General features: G+C 63.4%; 12 protein-coding genes, 2 tRNA genes, 1 rRNA gene and 1 riboswitch. Of the genes, 8 read left to right on the forward strand and 7 right to left on the reverse strand.

The window, feature by feature from the left end; translation table 11 throughout:
* Nucleotides 1-84: 84 nt before the first annotated feature.
* From NLM27_RS37120 to NLM27_RS37130, 3 genes are read right to left on the reverse strand one after another with little or no spacing between them, the layout of a single operon-like run.
* A complete protein-coding gene (locus tag NLM27_RS37120; RefSeq protein WP_254147977.1) occupies nucleotides 85-1,020 on the reverse strand; it encodes a prephenate/arogenate dehydrogenase family protein in 936 nt (311 codons plus the stop codon).
* Complete coding sequence (gene hisC, locus NLM27_RS37125) at nucleotides 1,017-2,111, reverse strand: histidinol-phosphate transaminase (RefSeq protein WP_254147978.1); 1,095 nt, start codon at nucleotides 2,109-2,111, stop codon at nucleotides 1,017-1,019. The genes NLM27_RS37120 and hisC overlap by 4 nt, the downstream gene beginning before the upstream one ends.
* 33 nt (nucleotides 2,112-2,144) lie before the next feature.
* Nucleotides 2,145-2,993, reverse strand: coding sequence for a chorismate mutase (locus NLM27_RS37130; protein ID WP_254147979.1), 849 nt, complete (start codon nucleotides 2,991-2,993; stop codon nucleotides 2,145-2,147).
* A gap of 215 nt (nucleotides 2,994-3,208) precedes the next feature.
* Nucleotides 3,209-3,288: riboswitch (SAM riboswitch) on the forward strand.
* Between the two features lie 92 nt (nucleotides 3,289-3,380).
* On the opposite strand from NLM27_RS37130, the gene NLM27_RS37135 reads away from it, so the two are divergent.
* The 3 genes from NLM27_RS37135 to NLM27_RS37145 all read left to right on the forward strand — a co-directional run bounded on the left by NLM27_RS37135 (nucleotide 3,381) and on the right by NLM27_RS37145 (nucleotide 7,076).
* Nucleotides 3,381-4,577: a homoserine O-acetyltransferase gene (locus NLM27_RS37135; protein WP_254147980.1), complete on the forward strand. Its 1,197-nt coding sequence runs from the start codon at nucleotides 3,381-3,383 to the stop codon at nucleotides 4,575-4,577.
* Between the two features lies 1 nt (nucleotide 4,578).
* Nucleotides 4,579-5,241, forward strand: a complete 663-nt coding sequence (gene metW, locus NLM27_RS37140; protein WP_254147981.1) for a methionine biosynthesis protein MetW — start codon at nucleotides 4,579-4,581, stop codon at nucleotides 5,239-5,241.
* Nucleotides 5,242-5,465: 224 nt separating this feature from the next.
* Entirely contained in the window at nucleotides 5,466-7,076 is a 1,611-nt protein-coding gene (locus NLM27_RS37145; RefSeq protein ID WP_254142551.1) for an IS1182 family transposase, read from the forward strand.
* A gap of 131 nt (nucleotides 7,077-7,207) precedes the next feature.
* On the opposite strand, the gene NLM27_RS37150 is transcribed toward NLM27_RS37145, so the two are convergent.
* On the reverse strand, nucleotides 7,208-8,071 hold the full coding sequence (locus tag NLM27_RS37150; protein ID WP_254147982.1) for an alpha/beta fold hydrolase: 864 nt from the start codon (nucleotides 8,069-8,071) through the stop codon (nucleotides 7,208-7,210).
* Nucleotides 8,072-8,291: 220 nt separating this feature from the next.
* Here NLM27_RS37150 and NLM27_RS37155 point away from each other — a divergent pair, with 220 nt between their 5' ends.
* Complete coding sequence (locus NLM27_RS37155; protein WP_254147983.1) at nucleotides 8,292-8,972, forward strand: TIGR02594 family protein; 681 nt, start codon at nucleotides 8,292-8,294, stop codon at nucleotides 8,970-8,972.
* Between the two features lie 130 nt (nucleotides 8,973-9,102).
* Here the strand turns inward: NLM27_RS37155 and NLM27_RS37160 are convergent, their stop codons facing one another.
* The gene (locus tag NLM27_RS37160) at nucleotides 9,103-9,891 is read right to left on the reverse strand and encodes an MOSC domain-containing protein (protein WP_254147984.1); all 789 of its coding nucleotides are present in this window, start codon (nucleotides 9,889-9,891) and stop codon (nucleotides 9,103-9,105) included.
* 242 nt (nucleotides 9,892-10,133) lie between these two features.
* Here NLM27_RS37160 and clpB point away from each other — a divergent pair, with 242 nt between their 5' ends.
* Entirely contained in the window at nucleotides 10,134-12,773 is a 2,640-nt protein-coding gene (gene clpB, locus NLM27_RS37165) for an ATP-dependent chaperone ClpB (RefSeq protein ID WP_254147985.1), read from the forward strand.
* Nucleotides 12,774-13,008: 235 nt separating this feature from the next.
* On the opposite strand, the gene NLM27_RS37170 is transcribed toward clpB, so the two are convergent.
* Together NLM27_RS37170 and NLM27_RS37175 are read right to left on the reverse strand one after the other, a co-directional pair.
* Nucleotides 13,009-14,640 carry a hypothetical protein gene (locus tag NLM27_RS37170; RefSeq protein ID WP_254147986.1) on the reverse strand — a complete coding sequence of 544 codons (1,632 nt, stop codon included), beginning with the start codon at nucleotides 14,638-14,640 and terminating at the stop codon, nucleotides 13,009-13,011.
* A 142-nt stretch (nucleotides 14,641-14,782) separates the two neighbouring features.
* Nucleotides 14,783-16,846 (reverse strand): M23 family metallopeptidase, encoded by a 2,064-nt coding sequence (locus NLM27_RS37175; RefSeq protein WP_254147987.1) that lies wholly within the window; start codon nucleotides 16,844-16,846, stop codon nucleotides 14,783-14,785.
* Nucleotides 16,847-17,989: 1,143 nt separating this feature from the next.
* On the opposite strand from NLM27_RS37175, the gene NLM27_RS37180 reads away from it, so the two are divergent.
* From NLM27_RS37180 to NLM27_RS37190, 3 genes are all read left to right on the forward strand, one after another.
* Nucleotides 17,990-19,478, forward strand: a 16S ribosomal RNA gene (locus NLM27_RS37180).
* 187 nt (nucleotides 19,479-19,665) lie between these two features.
* Nucleotides 19,666-19,742, forward strand: a tRNA-Ile gene (locus tag NLM27_RS37185).
* 33 nt (nucleotides 19,743-19,775) lie between these two features.
* Nucleotides 19,776-19,851 (forward strand) — tRNA-Ala (locus NLM27_RS37190).
* Nucleotides 19,852-20,206 lie beyond the last annotated feature (355 nt).

Genomic DNA, 20,206 nt, shown 5'->3' on the forward strand with positions numbered 1-20,206 from the left:
AAGCAATCCAGACTTTCTCCGAGGAAACGGTCTGGATTGCTTCGTCGCTTCGCTCCTCGCAATGACGGAGGGGAGACGGGTGGTCTAAGGCTTCTTCAGCGCGGCATGCGGCCGGCCGAAATCCGCCGCCGCCGAATCCTGGCCGATCTCGACGATGCCGCGGCGGATGGCGCGGGTGCGGGTGAAGTGGTCGAACAGCGCATCGCCGTCGCCGCGGCGGATCGCGCGGGTGAGCTTGGCGAGGTCCTCGGTGAAGGTGCCGAGCATTTCCAGCACCGCCTCCTTGTTGGCGAGGAAGACGTCGCGCCACATCGTCGGATCGGAGGCCGCGATACGGGTGAAATCGCGAAAACCGCCGGCGGAGAATTTGATCACCTCGGATTCCGTCACCTGCGCCAGCTCGTCGGCGGTGCCGACGATGGTGTAGGCGATCAGATGCGGCAGATGGCTGGTGATCGCGAGCACGAGATCATGATGATCCGGCGTCATGACCTCGACCTTGGCGCCCATCGCCGCCCAGAAGGCGCGCAAATGCTCCGTGGCCGCGGCATCGGTGCCGTCAGGCGGCGTGAGGATGCACCAGCGGTTGATGAAGAGCTCGGCGAAGCCCGAATCCGGGCCCGAATGCTCGGTGCCCGCGACCGGATGCGCCGGCACGAAATGGACGCCCTGCGGCAGATGCGGGGCCATGTCCCGGACCACCGCGCCCTTGACCGAGCCGACGTCGGAGATGATCGCGCCCGGCTTGAGATGGGCGGCGATCTCCTGCGCGACCTCGCCGCAAGCGCCGACGGGAATGCAGAGGATGACGAGATCGGCATCCTTCACCGCTTCCGCATTGGTCGCCACGACATGGTCGACGATGCCGAGCTCGGCGACGCGCGCACGCGTCTTTTCCGAGCGCGCGGTGGTGACGATCTCGCCGGCCAGGCCTTGGAGCTTCGCAGCGCGCGCGATCGAGCCGCCGATCAGGCCGAAGCCGATCAGCGCGACGCGCTGGAAGTGCGCCTGCGCGCTCATTTGCCGGCCATGAAGTCGCGCAAGGCCTCGACCACGAGGCGGTTGGCCTCCTCGGTGCCGATGGTCATGCGCAGCGAATGCGGCAGGCCGTAGTTCTTCAGCGCGCGCAGCACGAGGCCGCGCTTGGTCAGGTAAGCGTCGGCCGCATCCGCGGTCTTGCCCTCGGTCGGGAAGTGGATCAGCACGAAATTGGCGACGCTGGGCGTCACCTTCAGCCCGAGCTTGCCGATCTCCTCGGTGAGCCAGTTGCGCCAGGTCTCGGTGAACTGCTTGGACATCGCCTGGTGCGCGGTGTCCTCGATCGCGGCGACCGCGGCATACATCGCCGGCGTCGACACATTGAAGGGCCCGCGGATGCGATTGACCGCGTCGATGATGTGCTCGGGCCCGAACATCCAGCCGATGCGCAGCGCGGCAAGGCCATGGATCTTGGAGAAGGTGTGCGTCACCACGGTGTTCTCGGTGGTGGCGACCAGCTCGATCCCCATCTCGTAATCGTTGCGCGAGACGTAGTCGCAATAGGCGGCATCCAGCACCAGCAGCACGTGCGAAGGCAGGCCGGCGCGCAGCCGCTTGACCTCGTCGAACGGCACATAGGTCCCGGTCGGATTGTTGGGATTGGCGAGCCAGACCAGTTTCGTGCGCGGCGTCACCGCCTTGAGGATGGCGTCGACATCGCAGGTGAGGTTGGCCTCCCGCGCGACCACGTTCTTGGCGCCGACCGCCATGGTCGCGATCGGGTAGACCAGGAAGCCGTGGGTGGTCGAGATCGCCTCGTCACCCTGGCCGAGATAGGTGTGCGCGAGCAGGTTGAGGATCTCGTCCGAGCCGGCGCCGCAGATGATGCGGTTGGGGTCGAGACCGAAGGAACGGCCGATCGCTTCGCGGAGCACGCGCGAGGTGCCTTCCGGATAGTCCTCCAGATGATCCGCCACATGCTTGAACGCCTCGATCGCCTTCGGCGAGGGCCCGAACGGCGTCTCGTTGGCCGAGAGCTTGAACACCTTGCGGCCCGGCTCTGCGACCGGGCTTTTGCCGGGCGTGTAGGGCGCAATATCGAGAATGCCGGGATTCGGCACGGGGCGGGACATCTTGAACTCCGGATTGGCGGGACGGCTCGCGATTTACGATTTCGCCCCGGTCGGGGGCACCGTATAGCGCGTTGCGTGGCTGCCGACGAGGGCTGTGGAGCGTACCGAGGCCCCCGCTTCGATCAAGGCAGCCCTGATTTTGTCGATGCTGGTGGCGCTGGTGACCGAGACCAGCAGCGCTGCGCCGTCGAAGGCGGTATCGGGCACCGCCACGATCTCGGCGAGCGGCGACAGCGCTCGCGCGACCTCGGCGTTCCACCCCGACACGCGCACGCTGAAGGTCTCGACCTCCGTCACCACGGCGCTGTCGGCGACACGCGAGACCGCGAACACGGGCAGCGCCGCCGGATGGTCGGCGCGCTCGACGAAGGGCATCCGCGCGATGATCTTCGGCGCGCCGTCCGCTTCCAGCTCCAGCCACCAGGGCGTGCGGCTCGAGGTGGCCGAGACCAGCGCCAGATCACCCTTGGATTTCGCCACCGCCTCGACCGCGGCCTGCGCGCTGAAATGCGCGACGTAAGGCACCGTGAAACCAAAATGGAAGCGCACGGAATCGCGCATCGCCGGCTCGCTCACCGAGATGTCGGCATGCACGGAGAACGGCGCCTGGACATAGGTGAAGGTCGAGATGATGACGCGCCAGATGCTCTCGACCGTGTCGAGCGGCAGGATGCCACGATGACGCTGGACAATCTCGCGCATCATGGAAGCCTCGCGTGCCGGGCGGAACGCCGAGCCGACCTCCTGGGTCTGCTTGACCTGGATCAGCCGGTCGATGATGTCGCCGCGCTGCATCAACAGGCGATGCATGCCCTCGTCGATCGCGTCGATCTCCTTGCGCAATTCCTGAAGCGATGGTGGCGCGGGCGGACGTTGGGACATGTCTGACTGGGGCTGTTGAGGGCGTTCCAATGCGGGTCGGCCAAGTCGATTGGCAAGGCCGTCGCCGCTGCGGTCGATGTCCTGATTAGGCAGTCAGGGCGGCGAAAGCAAAGAGAAATGCAAAGGGAAATTAGGCCTTTTCCGCCTGCGGCATGGAGGCGAATCTGGTTAACCCGGGTCGCGACTTGACGAAAACCGCCTAAGCCAGTACTTTTTGCCCGTTCCGTGGTCATTTGAGCCGGCCGGCTTGCAGCCACGTTAAAAAACTCGCTAAACAGGCCGGGGACGCTTCCGATCCCGGCCGAACCTATCGTTCAGGCCGGGTTTTTCATGGCCTGATATCAATGCGGTCTCACGTCTGATCGCAAACGAGGTCGATGGTCAGAGATGGTTGGCGTCAAGTCGATTCCAAGTCCCGCGATCAATGCCGACGAACGGTCGCACGAGGTGGATCATCCGAGCTCGCAGGTCGCGCGTTTCGGTACTGAGCAGCCGCTGCGGCTCGATTGCGGCGTCGATCTCTCCCCGTTCCAGATCGCCTACCAGACCTATGGCGAGCTCAACGCCGATCGTTCCAACGCGGTCCTGATCTGCCATGCGCTGACCGGCGATCAGCACGTCGCCAACGTGCACCCCGTCACCGGCAAGTCCGGCTGGTGGGACACGCTGGTCGGTCCCGGCCGACCCCTCGATCCCAAGCACTACTTCATCATCTGCTCCAACGTAATCGGCGGCTGCATGGGGTCGACCGGACCGGCTTCGATCAATCCCGCCACCGGCAAGGTGTGGGGCCTGGATTTCCCCGTCATCACCATTCCCGACATGGTGCGTGCGCAGGCGATGCTGATTGACCGGCTCGGCATCGACACGCTGTTTGCGGTGGTCGGCGGCTCGATGGGTGGCATGCAGGTGCTGCAATGGACCGCGGCCTATCCGACCCGCGTGTACTCCGCGCTGGCCATCGCCTGTTCGACACGCCACTCGGCGCAGAATATCGCCTTCCATGAGCTCGGCCGCCAGGCCGTGATGGCCGATCCCGACTGGCACGGTGGCGGCTATGCCGATCACGGCATTCATCCGCATCGCGGCCTCGCCGTGGCACGCATGGCCGCGCACATCACCTATCTCTCGGACGCCGCGCTGCATCGCAAGTTCGGCCGCCGCATGCAGGACCGTGAGCTGCCGACCTTCTCGTTCGACGCCGACTTCCAGGTCGAGTCCTATCTGCGCTACCAGGGTTCGTCCTTCGTCGAGCGCTTCGACGCCAATTCCTATCTCTATTTGACACGCGCGATGGACTATTTCGACATCGCCGCCGATCATGGCGGCGTGCTGGCGAAGGCGTTCGCCGGAATCAAGACGCGCTTCTGCGTGGTCTCCTTCACCAGCGACTGGCTGTTTCCGACCTCGGAATCGCGCGCACTGGTGCACGCACTGAACGCCTCGAGCGCGCGGGTGTCGTTCGCCGAGATCGAGACCGATCGCGGCCACGACGCCTTCCTGCTCGACGTGCCCGAATTCTTCGACATCTCCCGCGCCTTCCTGCAATCGGCAGGCAAGGCCCGCGGACTGAAGGATAGCTAAGATGTCCGTGCAGGAAGTCTTGCCGCTTGGCGGCGTCGCCACCGGGCAGCCCGGCGATTTTCGCGCCGATCATCGGCTGGTGGCCGAAATGGTGAAGCCGGGATCGAAGGTGCTCGATGTCGGCTGCGGCGAGGGCGATCTGCTCCAGCTGCTGGAGACCCGCGGCATCGACGGCCGCGGCATCGAATTGTCGCGCGAGGGCGTCAACCGCTGCGTCGCCAAGGGGCTTGCGGTGGTGCAGGGCGATGCTGACACCGACCTCGTGAACTATCCCGATGACGCCTTCGACTACGTGATCTTGTCGCAGACGCTGCAAGCGACGCGGCAGCCGCGTGTGGTGCTGGAAAATCTCCTGCGCATCGGCCGCCGCGCCATCGTCTCCTTCCCGAATTTCGGCTTCTGGAAGATGCGGCTCCAGCTCCTGATCGGCGGCCACATGCCGCGCACCGAGAATTTGCCGGCGACCTGGTACGACACCGCGAACATCCATTTCTGCACCATCAAGGATTTCGTCGAGCTCTGCGACGAGATCAATGTCAAGATGGAGCGTTCGGTGGCGCTCGACCTCTACGGCCGCCCGGTGCCGCTGAACCTGCCCTGGTGGGTGTGGAATATGTTCGGTGAGCAGGGGGTGTTTCTGCTGAGCAGGGGCGGCGGAAAGTAGTTCCTCGTCATTGCGAGGAGCTCTTGCGACGAAGCAATCCAGGCTGTCTCCGCGGAGGGATTCTGGATTGCTTCGCGGAGCCTGTCATCGGGCCGCGCTTCGCGCGGACCCGTTGGCTCGCAATGAGGAGTACGTGGCGTCGTCGTCGCTCTAATGCCCTTGTAGCCCGGATGGAGCGCAGAGACTGGGCAAGATTCTAACATCGAGTGAAGGTAGGATTCGGCATGACGAATCGTACCTTCAAAACCGGCGTCAGGCGGGATCAGCCGAGCCTTCTGCCGGCGCGGGTGGAAGATTATGTGGCCGGCGACAATCCGGTTCGGGTGATCGAGGCTTTTGTTGCAGCGCTTGACCTCGGGAAGCTTGGCTTCCGCCATGCCGGATCGAGCGGCGGGGCTGGACAGCCACCTTATGACCCGGCCGACCTGCTGAAGCTTTATCTTTATGGCTACCTGAACCGGATCCGGTCGTCGCGCAACCTGGAGCGCGAAGCCCGGCGCAATCTGGAACTGATCTGGCTGATGAAGCGCCTGGTGCCGGGCTATCGCACCATCGCCAAGTTCCGCCAGGAGAACTGGAAGACGCTCAAGGCGGTGAACCGGGAGTTTGTGCTGATGCTGCGCGAACTCGGTCTGATTGGCGGAGAGGTTGTGGCGATCGACGGTGCGTTTTTTGATGGCAACGCCAGCAAGGCGAGCATCAAAACGCAGCGCAAGCTCGCCAAGCGGCTGGCGGAGATCGAGCAGGATATTGAAGCCTATGGTGCCACGCTCGAGGCCAACGACAGCGCCGAGGTGGAACGTCCACCCGCGGGGCGGGATGGCGGAGGCGATGGCAGTCGCGGCGGAGACCTCGCACAAGAGGTGGCGGCGTTGATGGCCAAGCGCGCCAGCTTGCAGGCCGATCTGGCACGACTGGAGGAGAGCGGGCAGACGCAGCTGTCGCGAACCGATCCGGATGCCCGCCTGTTGTCGAAGAACGGCCAGGTGGTGGCAGGCTATAACGTTCAGATCGGCGTCGACGACAAGCACGCTCTGATCGCGGCGAGCGAGGTCGTCAACGACGGCAACGATAGCGGCCAGCTTTACGACATGGCCAAGGCCGCAAAGGACGAGCTTGGCGTCGAGACGCTGACGGTTCTCGCCGATACCGGCTACTACAACGGCCATACGCTCAAGGACTGCGAGGAGAACGGCATTGCCGCCTACGTTCCGCTGGCCAAGCGAACCACGCGGCTCGAAGCGCAGGATCGCATCAGCCATGAGGCGTTCGCCTACGACGCCGAAGCGGATGTCTATCGCTGTCCCGCCGGCAAGCAGCTGCGTCCCACGGACGGTCGCAAGACCAACGGCAACCGGATCGAGATCAGGTATGTCAGCCGCAAGTCAGATTGCGACGCCTGCCCGCTGCGCGCGCGCTGTGTCACCGTCAAGATCCCGACGCGCACCGTCCAGCGCTGGGAGCATGAAGCGGTGCTGGATCGGCATCGCGCGCGGATGCAGGGCGCCGAGGCCCAGATGCGCCGCCGCGCCGAACTCGCCGAACACCCCTTCGGCACCATCAAATGCCGGGCCGGCTACCGCCACTTCCTCGTCCGCGGCTTCGACAAAGTCTGTGGCGAATGGAGCCTGATGGCGCTTTGCTACAATTTCTCCCGAGTCCTCAGCATTCTCGGCCTCGACGCCTTCATGGCCTATCTGGCAAGCCGGCTTCCGCATTTGGCACTCTTGCTGCTCAACGCCATCACCGACATCACCGACATCATCACCCGGATACGGCCCGCTCCAGCGCCAATCCGAGCCCAAATCCGTCCAATTTTCCGATATGCCGCGTAAGCCGCGCCCAAACAAATACTTGCCCAGCCTCGCAGCGCAATCCGGGGCAGCTCGTGCCGCGATTGCGAATCCCGGATTTCGCTTCGCGCCATCCGGGCTACGGCTACGGAGTGTGCGGTGCCGCCCTTGCCCTAATGTGCCGCCAGCGACCTTCGATCGCGCACCGGCCATCGTCCCGCTTCCACCAGCGTCACGAACCGCTCGACGCTCTCGTTGAACAGCGCGGGCTCTTCGAGGTTGAGCACGTGGCCCGACTTCGGAAACATCGCGAGCCCGGCCGCTGGAAGATGCTTCTTCAGGAACAGGCTCGGCCCGACGCACGGATCGTCCTCGTCGCCGCAGATGATCAGCGCCGGCGTTGCAACGCCTTTGATCGAATCCGTCATCGTGTAGATCGAGGGGCGCCCGCCCTGGAAGCCACGCATCGTGCGTGCCGATCCCTTGGCGTCATGGCGCGCAAGGGCAGCGTAGAAATCGGCGTGGCCGCGCGGGTCCTTCACCAGAAAGGGAATCCGGCTCGGTGCCTCGCGCGTGACCTTCGCGACTTCGACGGAGCCCAGCGTCTCGAATTGCTCGGCATTGGCGCGGCACTGCTGGCGCCAGGCATCGAGATGCTCGATCTCCGAGCCCGAGCCGACGCCGGCCAGCGTCATCGACAATGCGCGCTGCGGCGCGTTGAGCCCGATCTGGAGCGACGAATAGGCGCCCATCGAGAGCCCGACGAGATGCGCGCGCTCGATCTTGAGGTGATCGAGCACGGCAAGCGCATCGGTGTAGAAATGCGTGTAGGTGTAGACCTCGCCATCGGGTACGTCCGACGGTGAATAGCCGCGCGCCGAATAGGTGATGCAGCGGTGGCCGCGCGAGAAGTAGCGCATCTGCGGCTCCCAATTGGTGTGGTCGGCCGCGAACTCGTGCAGAAAAATGATCGGCGATCCCTGGCCCGCCTCCTCGAAATAGATGCGGACGTCGTCCCTGGTCGTGGCGTGGGGCATTAACTGTTTCCCTCTCTTCAAGCCGCATTTCGAGGATTGCAGTTAACGCTGTTGTCCGCAATGCGGCAGCATCAAACCAGCACCGGCGCAAAATCATCGCAGCCATTCGCCAACGCGTGGCGTCTTTTTCTCGCCACATGGGACGGCTTTACGCCCTGACGGACGTCGGCCACCACACGGGCCGATTGGGGAAAGTGGGGGTGTCAACGAAGGATGAAGAATGTTGGAGTTGTTTGCGTCTCGCCTGTCGCGTTGTCTTATCGCGATGGCGATCTTCTTCGCGGCGGTCGCCGTATTCGTTTCTCCGGCCTCAGCGCGGCCGCATCATCGTCATAGCGCAGAGCGGCACGGTTACGTGCACCACGCCAGACATCATCACCACCGTCACTATCGGCACCATGCCCGCAGCTCGCGCTTCGAGCGCAGCGCGGCGCAGTTGCAGGCGAGCGGATTCGCCAACACCCAGGCGAGCTATGATCCGAACGCCAATGCCGGCGGCGCGGCCAACAACGGAGTGGCCAATAACGCGATGAGCAGCGGCGGTTTCGGCGGCGGATCGGGCCTCGTGTCCGAGGCGCGCCGCTACATCGGCGGCAATCCGACCGGGCGCGGCAGCCTGTGGTGCGCGCGCTTCATGAACATGGTGCTGCAGCACACCGGGCATCAGGGCACCGGCTCCGACATGGCGAGCTCGTTCGCGCGCTACGGCACGCGTGTCTCCGGGCCGCAGGTCGGCGCCATCGCGGTGATGTCGCGCGGCCGCCGGGGCGGTCATGTCGGCATCATCACCGGCATCGATGCGAAGGGGAATCCGATCATGATCTCCGGCAACAACGGCAGCCGCGTCCGCGAAGCGCCCGTCTCGCGCGGTCACATCTATGCCTATGTGATGCCGAATTGACGGAGAGGTGCGTAGGGTGGGTTAGCTAGCGGTCGCGCGAAGCGCGGTCCGCTGGCGTAACCCACCTCTTTGGTTTCTGCGGAGACAGACAGTGGTGGGTTACGCCTGCGGCTAACCCACCCTACGAAGCTCACACCAGCTTCGGCTCTTCGACCGCGACCGCATCGCCGACGCCGATGTCGCCGTCGGCGATGACCTCGGCATAGATACCGCAGTCCATATGGCCGAGATGGCGCGAGAGCGTCGGCGGTATTTCGAGATCGCGCTTCGCGGTGACAGGGTCGACATTGGTAGCCGGGCAACGGACGATGCGCTTGACCACTTTCAGTCGGGCTTGCCCGATCGCAAGCGTCTGGCCGAGGAGGTCGAGCTCCGACCAGGCTGGCCAGCCCTTCACGTAGAGATTGGCGCGAAAGCGCAGGGGATGCACCGCGACGCCGCCCAGCATCGCCTCGATGGCGCGGACGCTGTCGAGATTGATGATCGAGACGACCTTGCGGGCGACGTCGGAGAAGCTGTGGTCGCGGCCGGACAGGAGCTTGGGCGGTCCCTTCAGCTCCGGTTGAAAGTTCTCGCTGAAATAGCGCTCGATGGCGGCGCGCCCGGCCGGGGTCTCGAGATCGCCGCTGGCGACGATCTGGCCGTCCTTGCGGATGGTCAGATGGTTGGTCGCGTCGTCGAACCGGCTGTCGAGAGACGCCAGCCTCTCATTGCGCGCAAGCATCAGAAACTGGATTTTCGGCTTCCATGACGGCGCTTCGGGATCGAACCCGCTTGGGCCGTTCTCGATGGCGTAGCGGCGGTCGGCGGGCAGCGTTTGGCCGGTTCGCAGGGGGACCCGGGGCAAGCTCTCGGGCGTCAGGCCCTTGATCGGGTAGCGGTAAAGGCCGGTGATCTCGGCAGTCTGGCTGGCTGTCATGCCGCTACTTAGGGGATTCGACCTGCTCGCGCCAAGCGGGCCAATGCGCGCACGAAATTGTGAACTCGCCTCTACCGATCCGAGGGCACGCTTCCCACATCTGGGTCAGGTCGGCGCCAGCGCTGGCTAATAACGACCGATGCCCGGTTGAGGAACGTCAACGCAGGCACCGGAAACCCAATGAAGATGCCGTTTGGGGTGCCTTAGAGGGCCCCAGGGGCAGGCCGAGGGACAGAAAAGACATGAATATCGACAAATATACCGAACGCTCCAGGGGCTTCGTCCAGTCCGCGCAATCGCTTGCGATGCGCGAGGGGCACCAGCAGTTTTCCACCCTGCACGTCCTGAAAGTGCTGCTGGACGACAATGAGGGGCTGGCTTCCGGTCTGATCGACCGCGCCGGCGGCAATTCCCGTGCAATTCTCAAGGCGACCGAGGACGCCCTCAACAAGGTGCCGAAGGTCTCCGGCGGCGGCGCCGGGCAGATCTATCTGGCACCCGAGCTCGCCCGCACCTTCGACGCCGCCGAAAAGGCCGGCGAGAAGGCCGGCGACAGCTTCGTCACCGTCGAGCGGTTGCTGCTCGGGCTGACGCTGGAGAAGACCAGCGAGGCCGGCACCATCCTCGCCAAGGGTGGCGTCACCGCGCAAAATCTCAATGCGGCGATCGAAGCCCTGCGCAAGGGCCGCACTGCGGACTCGGCCACCGCCGAGAACGCGTACGACGCGCTGAAGAAATATGCCCGCGACCTGACCCAGGCGGCGCGCGACGGCAAGCTCGATCCGGTCATCGGCCGCGACGAGGAGATCCGCCGCACCATTCAGGTGCTCTCGCGCCGGACCAAGAACAATCCCGTGCTGATCGGCGAGCCCGGTGTCGGCAAGACCGCCATCGCGGAAGGGTTGGCGCTGCGCATCGTCAATGGCGACGTGCCGGAGAGCCTCAAGGACAAGAAGCTGCTGTCGCTCGATTTGGGCGCGCTGATCGCCGGCGCGAAATACCGCGGTGAGTTCGAGGAGCGGCTGAAGGCCGTGCTCCAGGAGGTCACCGCGAGCGAAGGCGCCTACATCCTGTTCATCGACGAGATGCACACGCTGATCGGCGCCGGCAAGGGCGACGGCGCGATGGATGCGTCCAACCTGCTCAAGCCTGCGCTTGCCCGCGGCGAGCTGCACTGTATCGGCGCGACCACGCTCGACGAGTATCAGAAGCACGTCGAGAAGGACGCCGCGCTGGCGCGGCGCTTTCAGCCGATCTTTGTCAGCGAGCCCTCGGTCGAGGACACCATCTCGATCCTGCGCGGGCTGAAGGACAAGTACGAGCAGCACCATGGCGTGCGGATCACCGATTCCGCGCTCGTGGCCGCGACGACGCTGTCCAACCGCTACATCACCGACCGCTTCCTGCCCGACAAGGCGATCGACCTCATGGACGAGGCCGCGGCGCGGCTGAAGATGCAGGTCGATTCCAAGCCGGAAGAGCTGGACTCCCTCGACCGCGAGATCATCCGGCTCAAGATCGAGCAGGAGGCGCTCAAGAAAGAAAGCGATGTCGGCTCCAAGTCCCGGCTCCAGACGCTGGAGAAGGACCTGGCCGAGCTCGAGGAGAAGTCTGCGGCACTGACCTCGCGCTGGAGCGCGGAGAAGAACAAACTCTCCGACGCCCAGAAGCTGAAGGCCGAGCTCGACGGCCTGCGTGTCGAACTGGCCAACGCCCAGCGGCGCGGCGAATTCCAGAAGGCCGGCGAGCTGGCCTATGGCCGGATCCCGGAGCTGGAGAAGAAGCTCGCGGACATCGAGGCCAAAGAGAACTCCGGCGAGATGATGGAGGAGGCTGTTACCGCCAACCACATCGCACAGGTGGTCTCGCGCTGGACCGGCGTGCCCGTCGACAAGATGCTGGAAGGCGAGAAGGAGAAGCTCCTGAAGATGGAGGAGCAGCTCAGCAGGCGCGTCGTCGGCCAGGCCGAGGCCGTGCGTGCGGTCGCGACCGCCGTGCGCCGCTCGCGCGCAGGCCTGCAGGACCCGAACCGGCCGACCGGCTCGTTCATGTTCCTGGGGCCCACCGGCGTCGGCAAGACCGAGCTGACCAAGGCGCTCGCCGAGTATCTCTTCAACGACGAGACCGCGATGGTCCGCCTCGACATGTCCGAATACATGGAGAAGCACTCGGTCTCGCGCCTGATCGGCGCGCCCCCCGGCTATGTCGGCTATGACGAGGGCGGCGCGCTCACCGAAGCGGTGCGGCGCCGGCCGTATCAGGTCGTGCTGTTCGACGAGATCGAGAAGGCGCATCCTGACGTCTTCAACGTCCTGTTGCAGGTGCTCGACGACGGCCGCCTGACCGATGGCCAGGGACGTACCGTCGATTTCCGCAATACGCTGATCATCATGACCTCGAACCTAGGTTCGGAGTATCTGGTGAATCAACCCGAGGGCGAAGACACGTCTGCCGTGCGTGAGCAGGTGATGGGAATGGTGCGGGCGCATTTCCGCCCCGAATTCCTCAACCGCGTCGACGAGATCATCCTGTTCCACCGCCTGCAGAGGAGCGAGATGGGCCGGATCGTCGAGATCCAGTTCGCGCGGCTCCAGAAGCTCCTGACCGATCGCAAGATTGTGCTGACGCTCGATGCCGCAGGCCGCGATTGGCTCGCTGCCAAGGGCTGGGACCCCGCCTATGGCGCAAGGCCGCTGAAACGGGTGATCCAGCGCTACCTCCAGGACCCGCTCGCCGAGATGATCCTCGCCGGCGACATCAGGGATGGCGACAGCGTCGCGATCTCGTCCGAAGGCAACGTGCTCACCTTCAACGGCAAGGCGCCGCAGACCGCGGAGATCGCCCAGTTCGAGGCGCCGGTGTCGAAGCGGAAGTTGAACTGATTGCCACGGACGTCTGACACAACAAATCGCCCCGGAGAGATTTGTCTCTCCGGGGCGAATTGTCTTAGGCGCGTGCAGCTTCCGCAGCGTCATGGCCGGGCTCGTCCCGGCCATCCACGCCTCTCCCCGCAGTGCCAAGAACGTGGATGCCCGGGACAAGCCCGGGCATGACGACCTCTTCCAAATGATCAAACGCGGTGGCCCATCGCGCAAACGGGACAGGTGAGAGAGCCAGCTACTTCTTCGCCACCTTGTAGATCGCGTTCTCCACATCCGACGTGAAGTAGACCGCATCCGTCGCACCGACACCCACGCCGGTCGGGATATGCGTCGGCAGACCGCCCGGCGCACCCGTCAGGCCGATCGGGAGATTGGCTGCGATCTCGGTCACCTTGCCGCTCTTCGAGTCGATTTCGATGAGCCGCTTGGCGCCAACCTCGGCCACGACCAGCCGCCCGTCGCTCGTGCGCGCGATGCCTTCCGGCATGTTCAGCTCCTTGGCGAGCACGGACCTCTCGCCATTGCCGTCGATCCGGGAGACGGTGCCGGCAAAGGCTTCGGTGACGTAGACCTCGTCGCCTGCGCCACGGACGAGGCCCACTGGGCCTTCGAGGCCACCGACCAACGTGGTGCGATCCTTGCCGTGCTCACCGCTGACCTTGACCAGCGACTTGGTGCCGAGCTCGGCCACCAGAATGCTGCCGTCCGCGAGCATGATCGCGTCATGCGGCGCCTTGAAGCCGTGCAGCATGTCGCGCGTTGCGCCGGTCTTGCCGTCGATCACCTGGACCGTGCCGGTGAACCAGCTCGACAGGATCACGTCGTTGCCCCGTGCCGTCGCACTCATCGGATATTCGAGCGTGACGCCGGCGGCGTGCATGCGCGCCTTCTCGGTGACCTCGCCGGTCACCCCGTCCACGGTGCGATAAGCGAACACGTCGGCGACGTGGATCGTGTCCTTGCCGTTGTCCGAGGTGACGCCGATGCCGCCGGGCAGCGCGAGCTTGCCGCTGATGATCTGCTTCGCCTGGCCGGTCGCCGGGTCGACCTCCTGGATGCCGTTGTCGGCCATGTTGGAGACGTAGATGCGGTCCTTGTCGTCGATCGCGAGATTGTCCAGCGACGGCTTTAGCTGCGCGACCATGGTCTTGGTGCCCGACTTGGTGTCGACCCGGACGAGCTGGCCGAGCGCAGTGTCGACCACAAAGAGGTTGCCCTTGGAATCGAAGTTCACCGCTGCCGGGACCTTGAAGCCGTCGGCGACGACGGTCAGCTCGGCCTTGTCGACGTCGACCTTTGCGGCCTGTCCCTTGAACCAGAGCGGACCGTAGAGCTTGTCGTCGGGACCGAACTCGAAGCCGTTGAGGCCGCCCATCTTCTCCATGATCTGGCGCGGCGGTTTGACGCCTTCGACGTCGATCTCAAACAGCGCGTCGCCGAGGAAGACGGTGGTGGCGTAGAGCCTGCCGTCCTTGCGGAAGGCGAGCGAGTTGATGCCGGGAAGGCCGCTAGCGAGCTTCTTGATCGGGCCGTCGCCCTTGCGCGCATAGAGATCGCCGGCGAGGAAGCCGGTCCATGCCATGGTGCCGTCGGGCGCGAATGCGATATCGTCGGCCATTCCGACCGGAGCGGGGACTGCAACCTTGGCGGTACCGCCTGCGATGTCGACCTCGTAGAGCGCGGCGCCCGCGACACTGCCGGCAAACAGGTGGCCCGCCTTGTCGACGGCGAGCCCGTGCACGCCATGGAATGCCGAGCCCGGGACGAGCTTGGTGACCTGCCAGGTTGCCGGCGAGGTCTCGGCGGATGCACTGGTGATGGAGAAAACCGCAGCAACCAGGGCTGCGCAGGCGAGCCTGTTCTTCATGGCGAGACCTCCCATTTTTCGGAAAGTATTCGCCCGTCAATCGGCTTTGGCAAACGAAACTTGACGTTGTGACGCCGCAAGGCTGCGTCGCTACGTAGCGTTTCGTGTTTGAAAATGTCCGACCGATGTCGGACGGCTGCAATTAGCGGTTGCTGACCTGCAACGGACCGCCGGTTGCGTCCGACATGCGGGCGATGGCGCCGCCGCGGCCGCTCATCATGCCGTCGAGCCGGTCGCGCTCTTTCTCGAAGCTGGCGAGCATCGGGCCTTCCAGTGAACGGCCGCGCGGCAGTTTCACCCGCAGCGGATCGACGAAGCGGCCGTTGACCAGGATCTCGTAGTGGACGTGCGGGCCCGTCGACTGGCCGGTCGAGCCGACGAAGCCGATGACCTGACCCTGGCGCACCTTCTTGCCCGGCTCCATGCCCTTGGCGAACGCCGACATGTGGCCGTAGGCGGTCTCGTAGCCGTTGTTGTGCTTGATACGGATATATTTTCCGTAACCGCCCTCGAGTTGGGCTTTCTCGATCACGCCATTGCCGGCGGAAAAGATCGGCGTGCCGTAGGTGGTAGCCCAGTCGACACCGGTATGCATCTTCACATAGCCCAGGATCGGGTGGCGGCGACCGCCGAAGCCGGAGCGCATGATCGCGTTGTTGACGGGCTTCCTGACCAGGAACTTCTTCGCGCTCTTGCCGGTCTCGTCGTAGTAGTCGACGACGCCGTCGTCGGGGCTCTGGTAGCGGTAGTATTTCTTGGTCTCGCCGCCGACCGTGAGCGAAGCGAACAGCACGTCCTTCTTTTCGCTCGACGTCGTACCCTCTTCTTCGCCGGCATAGAACACGTCGAATGAATCGCCCGGCTGCACCTTGCGCTGGAAATCGACGTCGTAGGAATAGATCTTGATCATGTCCTCGATGACCGGCATCGGCACCTTGTTGCGCATCGCGGTCTCGTAGATGCTCTGATAGAGCCGCACGCCGGAGCCGTCATCGTCGTCATCCTCGTCGCTGCTGGCGTTGGCCGCAGCGTCCGCGACGGTATTCATGCTGGAGACGTCGACCGCGACATATTTGCCGAGGTCGGACAGCGCCGCGATCGCCTCGACCATGGTGTCGTTGGCGACGACGACGCGGTAGGGCTGCAGGCGGGCGCCGGGGCTTGCGGGCGCCATCAGGATGCGGAGTTTTTCGCCTTCCTTCAGGCCGCCGTCGCGGCCGCGCGGACCGAGCGTCGCGGTGATCGCCTTGATCTCGTCGGGGTTGGCGCCGAGATCGCGCAGCACGGAGGCGACGCTGTCGCCTTTCTTCACCATGTGGACGCGTTCGCCGTTGGGATTGCCCCCGGTGATCTGCTCCTTGGTCTTGGGCAGCAGCGTGACGTTTTCCGGCACCACGCGCGTCTCGAAGCCGGCATAGGGATCGGACGATGACGCTTCGGTGGCGTAGGCCATCTTGATGTCGGAGGGGCCGGTGGCGCCGGAAACGTCGGCGGTGGCATTGGAGAGCGAGGCATACCGCACCCCGCCATTGCCGCGCCAATTGGCGGCATCGCGCACCCGCATCAGGATGTCGTCGAGCGCCACCACGGCGGTAATCTTGGCCTTCGGCAGCACCTGCGACAGGTCCTTGGTGACGAAGGAAACTTCGGCGTCGGGCTCGACGGCCTCGGGATTGTTCGGGTCTTCCGACGCGGTCTTCGGATCGGAGCCGACATCGGTGAGCAGGCGCTGGGCGTTGAACGGCGGGATTTTTGCCGACAGATCGCTCGTCGTCATCGACAGATTGCCGGCGATGCGGACGAAGGGCCGCACCCGCATCACGTCGCGGTTGCCGACGCGGGCCACCGTCGAGACGCGCATGATGTTGCGCGAAGCCGTGGACTCACTCGGCGGCGGCAGGCGGTCGCTCTTGTGCAGCGTGGCGACGCGATCGGCGCCGCCGAAGGCACCGCGCAGCGCACCTTCGACCCGCTCAGGCACCTTGGCGAAGGTCATCTCGCCGTCGAGCGACGCAAAAACGGCGCCGCCGATCAGAGCTGCGCCGCAGAGTCCGGTCAGAATGGTGCCGCTGAACCATTGCACCGAGACGCGGCGGCGATCGATGACGGCGGCCTCAGAACCATCGACGGACAGCGGCGGCTCGTGGCCGAGATCGATGATCCCGGTCTCACGCCCGTAAGCGCCGCGTGACGTCCTGTGGCTCAACCCAAGTCCCCCAATTCAACGACCCAAGATGCCCATTTTCGAACCCGTCTCCGGTCGCCCTCTTGAACGGGGATCGCCGGAAAAGGCAAGCCGCACAGGCAATCGCGCTCAGAGAGCCCCAGGTTGGGGCCGACCGAAATTACGAACAGCAAGGCGGGTGAAGGTCTCTCGATGTCTCTCGATTGTCGGAAGAAGGCCGCGTCATCTGCAAGATCGCCTTCCTCTGACCTCATGAAAATCGCTGGCAGCCCCCACTGGCATCCCGCGATTCAAGCTTGTCTCTTATCAGAACGCCGCGGGATTGTGGCTCAAGTACGGCGCCTAATATGGAAAAGTTTCCTGAACGGGCAGGCGCAGGAGGCTCCCCCTGAGGGACACCCCGAGCTGCTCCCGGAGGAGGGGGCACGCTAGGCTGCCCTGAGGGTATCCCCAAGTCGCACCGGAAGGGGCAATCCCAAAGCCGCACCGGAAGGGGCAATCCCAAGCCAGCTCCAAAGCCTCCGCCCAGGCGCCCTCCCAGGTCCCCTCTTCCAGGCTCCCTCCCAAGTCCACTCCGGAGCCCGCCGGGGCGCAAACTTTTTTTGAGCTTTTTCTCCGCCCAGCCTCCGATCGCGCGCCCTGCGCCTCCCTAACCGACTGGAATCGCGTGAATTTTTGCGACGATCCACTGTGCGACGATTTGTTGACGATTGGCGTTGACAGCCCGGAAGGCGGGGCCTATAACCCCAACCACTGAGCGCGGCGCCGCCGGGTCACTGACCGAGGCGAGCGAACGCGCCACTGATGCTCCTCACCTTGTTGAGTGACACAACAGCCGACACAAGTCGGTTGGAGTTCATCCATCGTCGGTAAGGGTGTCGGAACCCTTCCTCTCAGGAAGGTTGGGGCCTCCACGGTCCCGGGCTGTTTGACAAGTGAAGATGAAGAAAGAGAAACGTGGACGGCGGAGTCCTTGCGGGTCTCGCTTCTGAGAAGCTTCGGCTTTTCTGATCGAGACCGGACGAAAGACTTCGGCGGTACACGTTTTAAAGGTTACACCATCGTTGCCAGCGATGTGAATCGCGGGCAGCTCGTCGACTTCGGTCGATGAAAAATGGTGGGACCTCGTCAAACGTTGTGATCAGCCGGTTCAAAGTTCAAGTCCAACTTGAGAGTTTGATCCTGGCTCAGAGCGAACGCTGGCGGCAGGCTTAACACATGCAAGTCGAGCGGGCGTAGCAATACGTCAGCGGCAGACGGGTGAGTAACGCGTGGGAACGTACCTTTTGGTTCGGAACAACACAGGGAAACTTGTGCTAATACCGGATAAGCCCTTACGGGGAAAGATTTATCGCCGAAAGATCGGCCCGCGTCTGATTAGCTAGTTGGTGAGGTAATGGCTCACCAAGGCGACGATCAGTAGCTGGTCTGAGAGGATGATCAGCCACATTGGGACTGAGACACGGCCCAAACTCCTACGGGAGGCAGCAGTGGGGAATATTGGACAATGGGGGCAACCCTGATCCAGCCATGCCGCGTGAGTGATGAAGGCCCTAGGGTTGTAAAGCTCTTTTGTGCGGGAAGATAATGACGGTACCGCAAGAATAAGCCCCGGCTAACTTCGTGCCAGCAGCCGCGGTAATACGAAGGGGGCTAGCGTTGCTCGGAATCACTGGGCGTAAAGGGTGCGTAGGCGGGTCTTTAAGTCAGGGGTGAAATCCTGGAGCTCAACTCCAGAACTGCCTTTGATACTGAAGATCTTGAGTTCGGGAGAGGTGAGTGGAACTGCGAGTGTAGAGGTGAAATTCGTAGATATTCGCAAGAACACCAGTGGCGAAGGCGGCTCACTGGCCCGATACTGACGCTGAGGCACGAAAGCGTGGGGAGCAAACAGGATTAGATACCCTGGTAGTCCACGCCGTAAACGATGAATGCCAGCCGTTAGTGGGTTTACTCACTAGTGGCGCAGCTAACGCTTTAAGCATTCCGCCTGGGGAGTACGGTCGCAAGATTAAAACTCAAAGGAATTGACGGGGGCCCGCACAAGCGGTGGAGCATGTGGTTTAATTCGACGCAACGCGCAGAACCTTACCAGCCCTTGACATGTCCAGGACCGGTCGCAGAGATGTGACCCTCTCTTCGGAGCCTGGAACACAGGTGCTGCATGGCTGTCGTCAGCTCGTGTCGTGAGATGTTGGGTTAAGTCCCGCAACGAGCGCAACCCCCGTCCTTAGTTGCTACCATTTAGTTGAGCACTCTAAGGAGACTGCCGGTGATAAGCCGCGAGGAAGGTGGGGATGACGTCAAGTCCTCATGGCCCTTACGGGCTGGGCTACACACGTGCTACAATGGCGGTGACAATGGGATGCTAAGGGGTGACCCTTCGCAAATCTCAAAAAGCCGTCTCAGTTCGGATTGGGCTCTGCAACTCGAGCCCATGAAGTTGGAATCGCTAGTAATCGTGGATCAGCACGCCACGGTGAATACGTTCCCGGGCCTTGTACACACCGCCCGTCACACCATGGGAGTTGGTTTTACCTGAAGACGGTGCGCTAACCCGCAAGGGAGGCAGCCGGCCACGGTAGGGTCAGCGACTGGGGTGAAGTCGTAACAAGGTAGCCGTAGGGGAACCTGCGGCTGGATCACCTCCTTTCTAAGGATGGTTCTTCAGAAGCTTGCTTCTATCGAACCGTTTTAGAAACATCAGTGGCCAACAGATCGCCAGATCGTTGAGCTGCATTGGCGGGATTTCGCCGTCTTCGTTTCTCTTTCTTCGCGGACGAACACGCGCTGGGTCTGCATGAGCAGAATCCCATGGTCCTTGACGGGATATGCGTTAGGGGCTTGTAGCTCAGTTGGTTAGAGCGCGCGCTTGATAAGCGTGAGGTCGGAAGTTCAAGTCTTCCCAGGCCCACCACTTTCATCGAGTGAGCATTCGTCTTCTGGTTACGGGGCCATAGCTCAGCTGGGAGAGCGCGTGCTTTGCAAGCATGAGGTCGTCGGTTCGATCCCGTCTGGCTCCACCAGATGGTTTGATCATCGACTGATCGTGCACCTGAATCGTCCGCGAAACATCACTTCGCACCTACTAGTCTGGATAGACAGTAACGTGCGTGTTTTCTGACATCGTAAAGAGGAGATCGATCCGAGTTGGGTCGTGCAGCAAATTGTTGCGCGAGCCTTCATTATCTCCGGATCATTTTCGGCGCTCGCGTCCGACCGCAAGGTTGGCTGTGAGTTGTAAAATGATCCTTTTAGCGAAGCTTGACCGCCTCGCTATCGGAACGATCTTACGAAGCAAGCTGGTCTTTCTAGTCAATGTCCGGCTGCAGATAGCGTTCATCGAGGGCGCGTGCCGCAAGGCAATTCTGCAGACAACAT

Source organism: Bradyrhizobium sp. CCGB12 (genome assembly GCF_024199845.1).
Classification (GTDB): Bacteria; Pseudomonadota; Alphaproteobacteria; order Rhizobiales; family Xanthobacteraceae; genus Bradyrhizobium.